Here is a 14454-nt window from a genome sequence, read left to right as displayed (position 1 = left end):
GCGCGGCGGCCGCCGCGGCGAGCTCGGCCGTCGCGGACGGGTCGCAGCCGATCGAGCAGCGCCCGGCCGTCCCTCGCAGGGCGGCGCCCCAGGCGTTCGCCGCGCGCCGCACCGCGGTCGCCGCGTCGCCCTGCAGGCGGCCGAGACCGGCGAACGGGCTCGCGCCTCCCGGCGCCCGCGGCGACCGGAGGACCACCCAGCCCTCCGGGTCCGCCCAGGCGGGCACGAGGCCGCCGGCCGCCAGCCGGGCGTCCGTGGCGTCGACCACCTCGGCCACGCGGTCGGGCAGCGCGACGGCTCCCGGCGCCGGGTCGGTGAGGTCGACGACGACGTTGTCGTCCGTCGTGACGTGCGGTGTGCGGCCGACGTCGCGGCTCTCGAGCAGGTGGACGGGCTGGTCGCGGCCGGTGAGGTGCGGCTGCATCGTCCGCGGCGCGGCGATCGAGCCGGTCGAGGGGACGGCCGCGACCACGCGGTCCAGCACGTGCCGGTCGACGTTGCGGGGCGGCGTCTCCAACGTCGCGAGCGCGGCCAGCGGCGGCCGGTCGGAGGACCCGTTCGCCCCGTAGACGGGGAACCACGCGATCGTCCCGGCCAGCAGGCCCGCCCCGGCGAGGACGGCGGGCGCGCGCCGCCCGGCCAGGCTCCAGCGGCGCGCTCGGCCCTCGTCCGTCGCCCTGGCTGCGCGGCGCTCGAGCGCACGGCGCACCGTGGCGATGCCGCCCGCCGACGCGATCGCCAGCGTCATGGTCGGCAGCAGCGAGTAGTGGAACGACGTGCTCCAGTACACGGACTGGTCCGAGAGGAACCGCTCCGCGAACAGGGGGACGGGCAGGATCGCCAGCCGCGTCAGCCACGGGGTCGCGACGAGGAACGGCACGACGAGGGCCAGCATCGTGTCGACCTTGACCCTCGGGTCCACCGCGACCGTGACGAGCCGCCACGGGTGGGTCACGGCGGCGACGATCGCGCTCGGGGCGTCCTCGCCGAAGCGGTAGTAGGACCAGTAGGTGAACTCCTGGACGCCGAGGCCGGGGATCCACCACCGCGTCGCGAGGACGAACCACGCGATCCCCGCCACGACGGCGATCGCGCCCCGGGCCCGCTCGCCCTCCATGGCCAGCCACAGGCCCAACGCGACGACGACGAGGGCGACGTCCTCCTTGACGCACAGCAGGAGGAACACGGAGACCCAGAAGAGGCGCCAGCGACGGCGATCGGCCATCAGGACCGCGGTGGCCAGCAGGACGGGCGCGAACGCCAGCTCGTGCACGTCGAAGTCGATCGCCCGCTGCACGCCCCACGAGGTGCCGTAGGCGAGCGCGAGGAGGACCCCGGCCGCGCGGCCGGCCCGGTCGCGCGCCAGCAGGTAGAGCGGCACCATCGCCGCCGCCACGAGCGCGGCCTGCGCGACGAGCAGCGCCACGGGGGAGGGCCAGACCGCCCGGACGGCCCCCCACAGCAGGATGATCGGGTGGAAGTGGTCGCCCCACAGGTTGGGCACCTCGCGCAGCGACGACGCCGGGGCCTCGCCGTGCGCGAGGTGCCGGGTGGCCTGGTCGAAGATCCCGAGGTCGTAGCCCGAGGTCAGGTACCAGCGGTGGCGCTGCCACGCCCACAGGGCGTACCCGGCGAAGAGGACGACCGCCGCGAGGACGACGAGGACGAGACCGGGGTCGCGGACCCGCCGGCCGACGGGCGACGGGAGCCGCGGCACGCGGTGCTACGCGCCGGCGTCGGAGGAGACGACGTGGCCGTCCGAGGACTGCTCGACCCGCGCGGGGCTCTCGCCGGGGCCGACCCGGCCGAGCTCGGTCAGCACGGGACCCCAGAGCCGGCGGCCCCAGGTCGAGACCTCCAGCGGCCAGGTGTCGGCGCCCTCGAGGACGATCGTGAAGCGGCGCGACGGGCGCAGCGCCCCCATCCGGACGCCGCGGACCTCGGAGCGGGGGACGACGATCTCGACCCGCAGGGGGCGGTAGAGGTGCGGGCCGCCGACGTCGCGGTCGAGCGTCAGCACCGCCACGCGGGTGGCGGTCACCGCGAGGAGCCGGACCTGGGCGCCGGTGAGGGGCTCGTGGCCCCAGGCGCCGTGGCCGGGAGCGCGCCGGGCGACGGGCGAGACGGGGGCCGCGACGAGCACCGGTTCGTCCAGGAGGACGGACGACGGGTCCCTCATGCTGTCCCAGCGAAAGAACGTGGTCGTTCCCATTCCTGCGTCGTGATGTCCGGCCGTCCGGGGTGACGACCGAAGGGGATAGGCTAATGGTGTGGACGGGTCGTTCGCCTTCTTCCTGCTGATCTGCGCCCTGTTCGGGATCGCGGGCGGCCTCCAGGGACGTTCCAAGGGCGGGTCGTTCCTGCTCTGGTTCTTCATCTCGGCCTGCCTCCCGCTGTTCGGCTTCCTCGCGTCCGTGGTCTACCCGGGCCGTCGGCACGAGCTGCGGCGCCGGTGCGACGGGTGCGGCCGGTTCCTGCCGATCACGGACACGATGTGCATGGGCTGCGGGACGGACCTCGACTTCCCCGAGGTGCGCTACCGCTCGGTGGGCGGCACGGTCGTCGCGGTCGGCCCGGACGGTCGGCCGCTCGAGGACCCCTCCGGGCCCGGTCCGGACGACGGCGAGGACGAGAGCCCGTACGAACGTACCGAGAACCCGTACGAGCACGCCGCCGACGGTCCGGACGCCGAAGGACCCGTGGCGCCCGCCGCCGGGGTCGCCTCTCCCGACCGCTGAGGACGGGCCGTGGGCACGTCCGCGAAGGGCGGGGCCTGCGTATCCGCTGATACGATCGGCACGTGAGGCCGTCCGACCCGGACGGCTTCGTGCTTCAACACGGTCCCCGAGCACGAGCCGGGGGGAGGACGGGCGTATGCGAGCGGTCGACGCGATCATGGAGTGCCTGAAGGCGGAGGGCGTGGACGTCGTGTTCGGCTACCCGGGCGGCGCGAACCTCCCGACGTACGACGCGTTCTACGACGCCGGCATCCACCACGTCCTCGTCCGCCACGAGGCGGGTGCCGGGCACGCGGCGGAGGGCTACGCGAAGGCCACCGGCAGGGTCGGCGTCGCGTTCGGCACGTCGGGCCCCGGTGCGACGAACCTCGTCACGCCGATCATGGACGCGATGATGGACTCGGTCCCCGTCGTCTTCTTCACCGGCCAGGTCCGCACCGAGCTCCTCGGCACGGACGGCTTCCAGGAGGCCGACACGATCGGCATCACGATGCCGGCCGTGAAGCACTCGTTCCTCATCACGGACCCGCGCGAGATCCCGCGGACGATCCACGAGGCGTTCCACATCGCGAGCACCGGCCGTCCCGGCCCGGTCGTCGTCGACCTGCCGATGGACCTGACGAAGGCCGACATCCCGTACGAGCCCGTCACGGACGTCCAGCTCCCGGGCTACCAGCCCCGCACCGCCGGCAACGCCAAGCAGATCCGCCAGGCCGCCCGTGCGCTGGCCGCGGCGCGCCGCCCGGTCTTCTACACCGGTGGCGGCGTCATCTCCGCCGGTGCCCACGAGTCCCTTCGCGAGCTCGTCCGCGAGGGCGGATTCCCCATCACCTCGACGCTGATGGGCCTGGGCGCCTACCCCGCCCCGGATCCACAGTGGCTCGGGATGCTCGGGATGCACGGCACCCGCGCGGCCAACTACGCCGTCGACGAGGCCGACCTGCTCGTCGCCATCGGCTGCCGCTTCGACGACCGCGTCACGGGCAAGCTCTCCGAGTTCGCCCCGCGCGCGAAGTACATCCACATCGACGTGGACCCGGCCGAGATCTCGAAGAACATCCCGGCGCACATCCCGATCGTCGGCGACGCGAAGCTGATCCTGCCGAAGCTGCTCGAGGACTACCGCACCCTCGACGCCGACAAGGCCCGGATGGACGACTGGTGGCAGCGCATCCACACCTGGCAGGACCGCCACCCGCTCTCCTACGAGCCCGGTGAGAACGGCGAGATCAAGCCGCAGCAGGTCATCCAGGCGATCTACAACGTCACCGGCGGCGAGGCCATCATCTCCTCCGACGTCGGCCAGCACCAGATGTGGGCGGCGCAGTACTTCCACTACCCCGAGCCCCGTCGGTGGATCAACTCCGGCGGCCTGGGCACGATGGGCTTCGGCCTCCCGGCCGCGATCGGCGCGCAGATGGGCATGCCCGACATGCTCAACGTCGTCGTCACGGGCGACGGCTCGATCCAGATGAACATCCAGGAGCTCGCGACGATCCGCCAGGAGAACATCCCGGTGAAGGTCGTGATCCTGAACAACGGCTACCTCGGCATGGTCCGTCAGTGGCAGGAGCTCTTCTGGCAGGAGCGCTACTCCCAGGTCGACATGCACACGTTCGGAGGCGAGGAGGCGTTCCCCGACTTCGTCAAGCTCGCCGACGCCTACGGCATCCGCGGCCTGCGCCTGACGGAGTCCGCCTCCCTGGAGGACGACCTGCGCGCCGCCTTCGAGGCCGAGGGCCCGGCCTTCATCGACGTCCGCGTCACGCGGGACGAGAAGGTCTACCCGATGATCGCGCCCGGCGAAGCCGCCCGGAACATGGTGGGTTGAGCATGGTCGACACGAACGAGCTCCTGTCCCTGGACGACCTGCACGCGGCGGGCTCCGTCCGCAGCGGCCGCAAGCACGTCCTCTCCGTCCTCGTGGAGAACAAGCCGGGCGTGCTGACGCGCGTCTCCGGCCTCTTCACGCGCCGCGGGTTCAACATCGACACGCTCTCGGTTGGTCCGACCGACGACGAGCGGATCTCGCGCATCACGCTGACGCTCGACGGCGCCTCGCAGCCGATCGACCAGGTCACGAAGCAGCTGCACAAGCTGATCAACGTCCTGAAGATCAAGGACCTGCAGCCGGCCGAGACCGTCGCCCGCGAGCTCGCGCTGTTCAAGGTCTCCTGCGACCCGCAGACGCGCTCCGAGATCCGCGAGCTGGCCGAGGTCTTCCGCGGCAAGATCGTCGACATCGGGAAGAAGTCGATCATCGCCGAGATCACCGGCGAGCGGTCCAAGATCGAGGCGTTCGAGAAGCTCGTGCGCCCGTACGGCCTGGTCGAGATGATCCGCACGGGCGAGGTCGCGATCTCCCGCGGCCGCGAGGAGACCTGAGGCCGCACCGCCGGGCGGCGCGCGGCCCGCACGGGTCCGCGGCGCACCCGGCGGAGGGCCGGTATCCGCCGTACGTCCTGTGACCGGACGCGCGGACGGCGAGCACCGCGAGTGGGAGGATGTGGTTGTGGCCAGAACGATCGTCTCGGAGGCCCGCAGCACCGATCGCCGTCCCGCGGTCCCGCTGAGCACGCGCGACCGCGACCGCCTGCTGCGTCACGCGCGCACCGCCCAGCGTCGCGCCCAGCGCGCCGGGCATCCCGTCCTCGCGGCGATCACGGTCGACGCCCCGGACGGCCTCGACGCCATGGGCACGATCACCGGCGCCCGTCGCACCGGCGAGCCGTGGTCGGTCTACGGTCAGCGCGACCGCGACGGTCAGGTCCTCGCGACGCTCGGCGCGGTCGTCACGCTCGAGGCCGAGGGTCCGACCCGCTTCGCCTCCGTCGCGCGCTCCTGGAGCACGCTGGCCGCGGACGCCGCGTGCGACCCCAGCCGGGGTGCGGAGGCCGAGGGCCTCGTGGCGGTGGGTGGCTTCGCGTTCGCCGACGACGGCGCCCGGACCCGGGAGTGGGACGGCTTCGCGCCCGCGTCGCTCGTCGTCCCGCAGCTCTCCCTCGCCGGCCGCGCCGGCCGCGTGCGGGCCACGATCGCCGTCCGCGTGGCGCCCTTCGACGACCCCGCGGGCCTCGTCGCCTCCGCGCTGACCCGCGTCGACCAGGTGGTCGCCGGGCGCCCGCCCCTGCTCGATCCCGACCCGGTGGCCCGGGCCCGCGTGATCTCGGCGCTGCCCCCGGCGCACTACGAGCAGGCCGTCGCCTCGGGCGTGCGGATGATCCGCGAGGGCGCGTTCGAGAAGATCGTCCTCGCGCGCGAGGTCCAGGTCGCCGGCCGGCCCGTCCCGGACCCCGCGGCGGTCCTCGGGGTCCTGCGGGACGCCTACGACGGCTGTGCCGTCCTCGCCGTCGGCCGTGGCGACCGCACGTTCATCGCCGCGACGCCCGAGCTCCTCGTGCGTCGCGCCGGCAACCGCGTCGCCACCCTCGCGCTGGCCGGGACCACCGGGCGCTCCAGCGACCCGGCCGTCGAGACGCACCTCGGCGAGCACCTCCTGCGGTCCGCCAAGAACCGCGAGGAGCACGCGATCGTCGTCCGGCGGATCGTCTCGCGCCTCGACGAGCTCGCGATCTGGACGACCGCGGCGCCGAGGCCGGAGATCGTGAAGGCCGCGAGCGCGCAGCACCTCGCCACGCCGATCCGCGCGCACCTCGCGTCGTCGGTGGGCGTCCTCGATCTCGTCGAGCGGCTGCACCCGACCCCGGCGGTCGGCGGCTTCCCGGAGCCCGCGGCGCTGCCGCTGATCCCGGCGCTCGAGGGCATGGACCGCGGCTGGTACGCGGGGCCCGTCGGCTGGATCGACGCGGCGGGCGACGGAGACTTCTCCGTCGCCCTGCGCTCCGCGCTGCTGGAGCCCGAGCTCGCCCGCTGCTACGCCGGGGTCGGCGTCGTCGACGGGAGCGACCCGGCGGCCGAGCTGGCCGAGACCGAGACGAAGCTCCAGGCGCTGCTGCCCGTCCTGTCGGCGTAGCAGGGCTACTCGAGGCGGCTCCGGGCGCGCTGCGACGCGCGCCCGGAGCGGTCCTCAGCTGCGTCCCTGCGACAGCCGGCGCTTGCGCGCCAGGGCGTCGAGGATGACCGCGCCGGCCAGGACGGCGCCGGTGACGATGAACTTCACCGAGCTCTCGAACGCCAGCAGGTCCATGCCGTTGGAGATCGAGCCGATCACCAGGGCACCGAGGAGCGCGGCCCAGACCGAACCGCGGCCGCCGAACAGCGAGACGCCGGCGATGACCGGACCCGCGATCGCCAGCAGCAGCACGTCGCCGGTGCCGGAGGACTGGTTGACGGCCAGGAGGCGGGAGGCCGCCAGGACGCCACCGGCCGCGGCCAGCGTCGACGCGAGGACGAAGACGATCGTCTTCACGCGCTTCGTCGGGATGCCGGCGCGGCGCGTGGCCTCCTCGTTGCCGCCCGCGGCCAGCACGTGGCGGCCGTAGCGGGTGCGGGTCACGACGGCGTCGATGATGATCACGAGGCCGATCAGGATGCACAGCGAGACCGGCACTCCGCGGTCCTGGTTGACCACGTAGACGGCGACGAGGATCGCGATGGCGATCGACGCGAGCCGGACGACCAGGCGGATCATCGGCTCCAGCTCGAGGTCCGCCGCCGCCCGGCGTCGCCGGCCGAGCACCGTGCCGCCGACGAGGAGCGCGATCGCGACGATCGCCACGATCCAGGACAACGACTCCGCGAGGAACGTGTTGGCCAGGTTCGTGATGACCGGGTCGCTGATGTTGATCGTGCCCTGCTCGCCCAGCACCTTCAGCTGCACGCCCTGCCAGGTCAGGAGACCCGCGAGCGTGATGACGAACGACGGGATGCCCAGCCACGTGACGATGGAGCCCTGCAGCAGGCCGATGGACGCGCCGACGAGCAGCGCGGCCACGATGGCGAGCCACCCGTTCCAGTCGTGCTGGACGGAGAGGACGCCGACGACGGAGCCGGCGACGCCGGACACCGCACCGACGGACAGGTCGATCTCGCCCAGCAGCAGCACCAGCACGACGCCGACGGAGATCGTGCCGGTGGCGGCGACCTGCAGCGTGAGGTTCGTGAGGTTGCCGGCGGTGAGGAACCGGTCGTTGGCGATCGTGAAGACGATCCAGATCAGCGCCAGGACGATCAGCACGCGCAGCGAGGCCGCCTCGCCGCCGCCGAAGATCGCCTTGAGGCCGGTCTGCCTGCCGTCGCGGGCCTCGAGCGAGACCGCGGAGGCGGTGGGGTCGTGCTGCTCGGCGGGCGGGGGGCCGCCGGCGGGCGCGGGGGAGACGGTGCTCATGCCGGTGCTCCGTCGTCGTGGGTGGTGGTGCTCGGGGACGGTGCCGCGGCGACCGGGGCCACCGCGGGGTGGTCCTCCGAGACGCCGGTGATCGCCGCGACGACCGCCTGGCGCTGGTCGGGCCGGGCGGCGTAGGAGCCGCCGTTGCGGCCCAGGCGCAGGACCTCGATGCGGTCGGCGACCTGGAAGACGTCCGCGAGGTTGTGGGAGATGAGGATGACGCCGAGCCCGCGCTCGCGCAGGCGCGACACGAGGGCCAGGACCTGTTCGGTCTGGGCGACGCCCAGAGCGGCGGTCGGCTCGTCGAGGATGACCATCTTCGGGTCGCCGGTCATGGCGCGGGCGATCGCGACGGTCTGTCGCTGGCCGCCGGAGAGCATGCCGACCTCGGCGCGGACGGAGCGCAGCGTGCGCACCGCGAGGGAGTCCAGCAGGCTGCGGGCCTCGCGCTCCATGGCGATCTCGTCCATGAACGGGCCGCGCCGGGTCTCGCGCCCGAGGTGCAGGTTGGCGACGACGTCGAGGTTGTCGCAGAGGGCGAGGTCCTGGTAGACGACCGCGATCCCCAGGCCGGTGGCGTCGCCCGGCGCACCGATCTTGACGTTGTGACCGTTCCACTCGATCGTGCCCTCGTCGGCGGGACCGACGCCGGAGATGGCCTTGATCAGCGTGGACTTGCCGGCGCCGTTGTCCCCCACGAGGGCGACGACCTCACCGGCGTGGACGTCGAGGTCGACGTCCGCGAGAGCCTGGACGGCACCGAACCGCTTCGTGACGCCGCGCAGGCGCAGGAGCGGGCCGGCGCCGGCCGACGCCCGGGGGGCGTCGGCCTGCGTCTGCGTGCTCATGGCTCAGCGGGCCTCGCTGAGGCCGACGGCCTTGCACGCCGAGGCGTACTTGCCCTTGCAGAGCTGGGCCGTCGTGTAGGTGCCGTCGGCGACGACGGTGTCCTTGATGTTGTCCTTCGTGACCGCGACCGGGTCCAGCAGGACCGACTTGACCATGCCGGCGCCGTTGTCGGTCTCGCCGTTGATCAGGCCCGCGGGGGCGCCCTTGCCGGTGGCCAGGGCGTAGGCGAGCTTCGCCGCGGCCTCGGTCTCGGGCTTCGGGGCCTTGTAGACCGTCATGTACTGCTCGCCCAGCAGGATGCGCTGGATGCCGGCGAGCTCGGCGTCCTGACCGGTGACCGGGACCTTCGTCGGGTCGATGCCGCCGCCCTTCATGGCCGCGATCGCGCCGCCGCCGGTGCCGTCGTTGGCCGCGTACACGCCGTCGATGTTGTCCTTGCCGACGGCCGTGATGGCCTGCTCCATCTGCGTCTGGGCCTTGTCCGGCGACCAGTCGGGCGTGTCGTACTCCTTGGCGATCTTCACGCCGGAGGAGTCGAGCACGGAGTGCGCGCCCTTCTTGAACATCGCCGCGTTGGAGTCCGTCGGGGCGCCGTTGATCATCACGATCGACTTGCCCTTCGGGTCCCCGAGCGCCTTGACGAGCGACTGGCCCTGCAGCTGGCCGACCTTCTCGTTGTTGAACGAGATGTAGTAGTCGACGGGCACGTCGGCGACCAGGCGGTCGTACGAGATGACCGGGATCTTCGACTGCTTGGCACGGGTGACCATCGCGCCGGCGGACGCGGCGTCGACCGGGTCCAGGACGAGCACGTCGGCGCCGTTGGTGATGGCGGACTCCGCCTGGCTCTGCTGCTTCGACGCGTCCTGGTCGGCGTTGGAGTAGATGACCTCGCAGTCGGCGCAGAGCGCCTTGATGGCCTTCTCGAAGCCCGGGCGGTCCTGCGCCTCGTAGCGGGCGGTCTTCGACTCGGGGAGCAGGAGGGCGATCTTCTTGCCGCCTCCTCCGCCGCTCGCGGCGGTGCTGCTGCCGGAGTCCGATCCGGAGTCGTCGCCGCCACAGGCGGCCAGGCCGAGCGTGACCGGCAGGATGGCGCCGAGCGTGAGCGCGGTGCGTAGCGTCTTGGAACTCATGAGGTCTCTCCTCCTCAGGGGATTACGTGGTGATGGGTGAGAAGTTCTGGGGTGCGCGGCCGTCCAGCGACCGGGCCGCGAGGCGCAGCGCGCCGACGACCTGGCCCTGGTGACCGAGCTGCGCCGGCAGGATCCGGACGTCGCCGCCGGCCCCGGGGAGCCGGTGGCGGTCGAGCTCCTCGCGCAGACCGGACAGCACGGGCTCGGTCGAGAACGCGGGATCGCCGCCGAGGACGATCACGGCGGGGTCGAGCAGGTGGCACGCCGCCGCGAGGACGCGTCCGATGCTGCGCCCCGCGTCGGCGAGCAGCCGCGTCACGCGCGGGTCGCCGTCGGACAGCGCACGCAACAGGTCGTCGCCGGGCAGGGCGTGGCCCGTGGTCTGCAGCAGCTGCCGGCGGACGGCCGGCGCCGAGGCGATCGTCTCGAGGCAGCCCCGCCCGCCGCAGCGGCACGGGACGCCGTTGGGGACGACGGCGACGTGGCCGATCTCGCCGGCGATCCCGGTGCTGCCGCGCAGCAGGCGCCCGCCGCTGATCAGGCCGGCGCCGACGCCGGAGGAGACCTTGACGTAGATCGCGTCGTCGACCCCGCGGGCGGCACCGGCGGCCTGCTCCCCGAGCGCCCCGAGGTTGGCGTCGTTGTCGACCACGACGGGCATCTCCAGGACCTGCTCGAGCGCGGCGGTCAGCGTCGTGCCCGACCAGCTCGGCAGCAGCGACGTGGAGCCGATCCGTCCCGTGGCGCGGTCGACCGGTGCCGGGACCCCCGCCCCGCACGCGAGCAGCTCGCTCCGGTCGACGCCGGCCTCCTCGGCGACGAGGTCGCTCAGGCGCCGGGCCACCGCCAGGGCCGACTCCATGCCCCGGTCGACGTCGGCCCGGGCGCTGCGCGCGCACAGGACGTTGCCGGCGAGGTCGGAGACCGCGACGCGGACGTGCTCGTGCCCGAAGTCCACGCCGAGGACCGCGCCGGCGCGACGCGTCAGCCGGACGACCTCTGGGCGGCGGCCGGTGCGGCCGACCGCCGGCTCGCCGGTGCCGAGCGCCACGAGGCCGTCGCGCTCGAGGTCGCGGACCAGGGCCGAGACCGTCGCGCGGGACAGCCCGGTCCGGTCGGCGAGCTCGCCGCGGGTGACCTCCGCCCCGGACCGCAGCGCGTCGACGATCCGCTGCGACGACCCGCGGGTGGGTCGGTGTGTGCCGTCGGTCACCATGAAGCCGCGCCATACAACACCCGCGATCAGCGGCCGTCAAGAGGTTTCGTCCAGATCCGTCCGAATCCACGCGAATACGCCGGTATCTACTGTCGCTTTTCGACAGATACGGCGTATCGGTGCCTCGCGCGGGCGGCCCGGCCGACCACGTACGATCACGGGATGGCCGACCTCCGCATCCTGCGGGTCCCGCACTCGACCAACGTGGACCGGATCGCGCTCGCCGCCGGCCACAAGGCGCTCGAGGTGGACTGGGTCGACGTCGACCCCGACGACCGGCGCGTGGTCCGCGAGGCCAGCGGCCAGGACCTCGTCCCCGTCCTCCTGGCCGACGACGAGGTGGTGATCGACTCGCCGCGCATCCTCGCGTGGATCGAGGCGCGCTTCCCCGAACCGAGCCTGTGGCCGTCGGACCCCGGGGACGCGGCGCTGGCCGACGTCTTCTGCCACCGCTTCAACGAGGTCTGGAAGGGCCCGCCCAACCGGCTCGCCGCGCTCCTGGGTCCCGTGGACTTCGACCACGGACGGCTCAGCGGCTCCGAGGCCCGCGCGGTGGGGGACGACACGCAGCGGCTGCGCCGCTGGCTGGACCGCTTCGAGGAGCGTCTCGACGGCCTCGAGCACCTCGGCGGCGACGGCTTCGGCATCTGCGACGTCACCGCCCACCCGTTCCTGCGGTTCGGCGCGCACGCCCCCGAGCCGGGGGACGAGGACCCGTTCCACCGCGTCCTCCACGAGCTGGGGGCGTTCGACGACGCATCGCACCCGCGGCTGACGGCCTGGGTGGCGCGCGTCGACGCGCGGCCGCGCGCCTGACGGCCGCCGCGCCGCTACTCCGAGGGCGCGGTGTCGCCCGGCGCGAGGACGTCGCCCTCGGGCGAGGAGAGCTCCGCCGCGACGGCGTCGCCGAGCCGTCGGTGCAGCTCGCGGTTGGCCACCCGGTCCGTCCGCACGTGGAGGACCGAGAGGCCGCGGTGGGCCGCCGCGGCACGCAGCGCCGGCACGAGGTCCGTGCGTCGGTCCACGGGGTGCAGGGTGCCGCCGGCGGCCGTCACGATCGCGGCGACGTCGAGGCCGGTCGGCGTCATCACGAGACGCTCGACGTCCGGTCCCCCGCCGGCCGCGACGGGCAGGAAGTGGAAGATGCCGCCGCCGTCGTTGTCGACGAGGACGACGGTGAGGTCCGCGCCGGCGCGACCCGCCGCCAGGAGGGACCCCACGTCGTGCTGGAGGGCGACGTCGCCGATCAGGAGGACCACGTCGCCGTCGTCCGGTCGACGTCCGAGCGCGAGCCCCCACGCCGTCGCGATCGTGCCGTCGATGCCGTTCGCCCCGCGGTTGGAGAGCACCCGCACCTGGTCGCGCGGCGCCATGTACCCCTCGACGTCGCGGACCGGCATCGACGCCGCGACCAGCAGCGTGGCGGCCGGGGGCAGCAGCGCGGTCAGCTCGCGGGCCAGCCACGGCTCGGTCGGCGGGTCGGTCTCGTCGGCGTCGTCGAGCACCGCGGCCTGGGCGGCCGCGACCCGCGCGTCCAGGGCCGACCACGCGGCCAGCCACTCCGGGTCGCGCTCGGCGTGGGCCAGCCGCGGCGCGAGGCGCTCGAGCAGGGGCAGGGGCGCGGCGACGATCACGTCGGACAGCACCCCGTCGGGGTCCTGCCACGCCCCGTCCGCGCTGACGTGCACCTGCGGGACGTCGGCGGGCAGCCCGGCCAGCCAGGCGCGCAGCGGCTTGCTCGTCGGGAGGTCGCCGAGCCGGACGACGAGCTCGGGGACGCCGACGGGCCCGGTCGGGTCGGCGCCGGCGGCGAGCAGCGCGTCGTACCGCCCGACGGCGGCGCGCCCGCGCCGCGCGCCGGAGAGGGGATCGGCGAGGAGCGGGACGGCCAGCAGCTCGCAGAGCGCCGCGAGCGCGGGCCCGAGCCGGGGCTCCTCCTCGTGCCGGCCGGCGACGACCACGGCGCGGGGGCGCGCGGCGAGCAGGCCGCCGAGGTGTCCGACCGCCTCGTCGGACGGCTGCCCGCCGCCACCGGTGCGGCGCACCCACGGCGCGGAGCCCTCACGCGGCGGGGCGACCGCGTCGGCGGTGGGCCCGTCGTCCTCGGCGTCGGGGACGACGAGCGGCTCACGGAGCGGCAGGTTCAGCTGCACCGGCCCGACGGCCGTGGACCCGTCGCCGGCGGCGGCGTGGAGCGCCCGGGCCGCGAGGGTCCTGGCGTAGCGGACGGTCGCCGGGGTGGCGGTGTCGATCGCGGCCTCGTGCTGCCACCGCAGGATCGAACCGAAGGGCGCGAGCTGGTCGATCGTCTGGCCCGCCCCGACGTCGCGCAGCTCGGCGGGCCGGTCCGCGGTGAGCAGGAGCAGCGGCAGGCGCGCGTGGTGGGCCTCGACGACGGCCGGCACGTACTGGGCGACCGCGCTGCCGGAGGTGCAGCAGAGCACGACGGGTCGCCCCGAGGCCTTCGCCATCCCGAGTGCGACGAACCCCGCGGTCCGCTCGTCGATCACGGCGTGCGTGCGCAGGCCGGGGTGGCGCGCGAGGGCGAGCAGCAGCGGCGTGTTCCGCGATCCGGGCGATGTCACGGCGTCGGTCACCCCGCCGCGGACCAGCTCGTCGATCAGCGCGCTGATCAGGCGACGGCTTCCGTGGCCGTCTCGGGGCGGGGAGTCGGGAGCGGCCACCCCCGGATCGTCCCAGAGCGCGACGGCGGGCGCGGCTCTGGCAGGCTGCGCGTCGTGCCCCTCCCCGTCGTCCTCGCGCTCCACGGCTTCGGCGGCTCGGGCGCCTCGTGGGACGCGGTATCCGCGGCCGCAGGGGACCGGGTGCGGGTCGTCGCGCCGGACCTGCGCGGCCACGGCGCGGCGGCGGCCCGTCGGCCGGTCGACCTGCCGTCGGTGCTCGAGGACCTGGCGGCCGAGCTCTCGGCGGCGGCCGCGTCGGCGGCGTCGGGTCGGGCGACGATCGCCGGCTACTCGCTCGGCGGCCGGGTGGGCCTGCACCTGGCGCTCGCGCACCCCGCGCTCGTGGAGCGGGTGGTGCTGGTGTCGTCGACGTCGGGCATCGAGGACGAGGGGGAGCGGGCGGCCCGCCGCGCCTCGGACGAGGCGCAGGCGGCGCGGCTGGAGCGCGACGGGCTCGAGGCCTTCGCGGACCGCTGGGCCGAGCTGCCGCTGTGGGACGGCGACCCGCCGGCCGCGCGGGCCGCACAGCGCGAGGCGCTGGCGGCCG

Annotated in this window: 13 protein-coding genes; 6 read left to right on the top strand and 7 right to left on the bottom strand. The window is 74.3% G+C overall.

Annotated elements, in window-relative coordinates:
* Nucleotides 1–1717: DUF2079 domain-containing protein (locus Q7T67_RS06985; protein ID WP_304787410.1), on the bottom strand; the 1717-nt coding region annotated here is incomplete at its 3' end.
* A 6-nt stretch (nucleotides 1718–1723) separates the two neighbouring features.
* A complete protein-coding gene (locus Q7T67_RS06980) occupies nucleotides 1724–2179 on the bottom strand; it encodes a hypothetical protein (protein WP_304787408.1) in 456 nt (151 codons plus the stop codon).
* 91 nt (nucleotides 2180–2270) lie between these two features.
* Here Q7T67_RS06980 and Q7T67_RS06975 point away from each other — a divergent pair, with 91 nt between their 5' ends.
* The 4 genes from Q7T67_RS06975 to Q7T67_RS06960 all read left to right on the top strand — a co-directional run bounded on the left by Q7T67_RS06975 (nucleotide 2271) and on the right by Q7T67_RS06960 (nucleotide 6711).
* Nucleotides 2271–2738 (top strand): hypothetical protein, encoded by a 468-nt coding sequence (locus Q7T67_RS06975; protein ID WP_304787406.1) that lies wholly within the window; start codon nucleotides 2271–2273, stop codon nucleotides 2736–2738.
* A gap of 136 nt (nucleotides 2739–2874) precedes the next feature.
* Complete coding sequence (gene ilvB, locus Q7T67_RS06970) at nucleotides 2875–4569, top strand: biosynthetic-type acetolactate synthase large subunit (RefSeq protein WP_304787404.1); 1695 nt, start codon at nucleotides 2875–2877, stop codon at nucleotides 4567–4569.
* 2 nt (nucleotides 4570–4571) lie between these two features.
* Nucleotides 4572–5123, top strand: coding sequence for an acetolactate synthase small subunit (ilvN, locus tag Q7T67_RS06965; RefSeq protein ID WP_026912256.1), 552 nt, complete (start codon nucleotides 4572–4574; stop codon nucleotides 5121–5123).
* Nucleotides 5124–5250: 127 nt separating this feature from the next.
* Complete coding sequence (locus Q7T67_RS06960; RefSeq protein WP_304787401.1) at nucleotides 5251–6711, top strand: isochorismate synthase MenF; 1461 nt, start codon at nucleotides 5251–5253, stop codon at nucleotides 6709–6711.
* Between the two features lie 54 nt (nucleotides 6712–6765).
* On the opposite strand, the gene Q7T67_RS06955 is transcribed toward Q7T67_RS06960, so the two are convergent.
* The 4 genes from Q7T67_RS06955 to Q7T67_RS06940 are packed head-to-tail and all read right to left on the bottom strand — an operon-like array spanning nucleotide 6766 to nucleotide 11220.
* The gene (locus Q7T67_RS06955; RefSeq protein WP_304787399.1) at nucleotides 6766–8025 is read right to left on the bottom strand and encodes a sugar ABC transporter permease; all 1260 of its coding nucleotides are present in this window, start codon (nucleotides 8023–8025) and stop codon (nucleotides 6766–6768) included.
* A complete protein-coding gene (locus Q7T67_RS06950) occupies nucleotides 8022–8873 on the bottom strand; it encodes an ATP-binding cassette domain-containing protein (RefSeq protein WP_304787397.1) in 852 nt (283 codons plus the stop codon). Before Q7T67_RS06950 ends, Q7T67_RS06955 begins: the two co-directional genes overlap by 4 nt.
* Nucleotides 8874–8876: 3 nt before the next feature.
* Nucleotides 8877–10007: a sugar ABC transporter substrate-binding protein gene (locus Q7T67_RS06945; RefSeq protein WP_304787395.1), complete on the bottom strand. Its 1131-nt coding sequence runs from the start codon at nucleotides 10005–10007 to the stop codon at nucleotides 8877–8879.
* Nucleotides 10008–10029: 22 nt separating this feature from the next.
* Entirely contained in the window at nucleotides 10030–11220 is a 1191-nt protein-coding gene (locus Q7T67_RS06940; protein WP_304787393.1) for an ROK family transcriptional regulator, read from the bottom strand.
* 165 nt (nucleotides 11221–11385) lie between these two features.
* Here Q7T67_RS06940 and Q7T67_RS06935 point away from each other — a divergent pair, with 165 nt between their 5' ends.
* Nucleotides 11386–12039, top strand: a complete 654-nt coding sequence (locus tag Q7T67_RS06935) for a glutathione S-transferase family protein (RefSeq protein ID WP_304787391.1) — start codon at nucleotides 11386–11388, stop codon at nucleotides 12037–12039.
* 14 nt (nucleotides 12040–12053) lie between these two features.
* Here the strand turns inward: Q7T67_RS06935 and menD are convergent, their stop codons facing one another.
* Nucleotides 12054–13907, bottom strand: a complete 1854-nt coding sequence (gene menD / locus Q7T67_RS06930) for a 2-succinyl-5-enolpyruvyl-6-hydroxy-3-cyclohexene-1-carboxylic-acid synthase (protein ID WP_304787389.1) — start codon at nucleotides 13905–13907, stop codon at nucleotides 12054–12056.
* Between the two features lie 54 nt (nucleotides 13908–13961).
* Here menD and Q7T67_RS06925 point away from each other — a divergent pair.
* Nucleotides 13962–14454: alpha/beta fold hydrolase (locus Q7T67_RS06925; RefSeq protein ID WP_304787387.1), on the top strand; the 493-nt coding region annotated here is incomplete at its 3' end.

The organism is Patulibacter sp. (assembly GCF_030655195.1).
Lineage (GTDB): Bacteria > Actinomycetota > Thermoleophilia > Solirubrobacterales > Solirubrobacteraceae > Patulibacter.
Note: the sequence above shows the minus strand (reverse complement) of the source record. Positions and strands in the feature narration are given on the sequence as shown.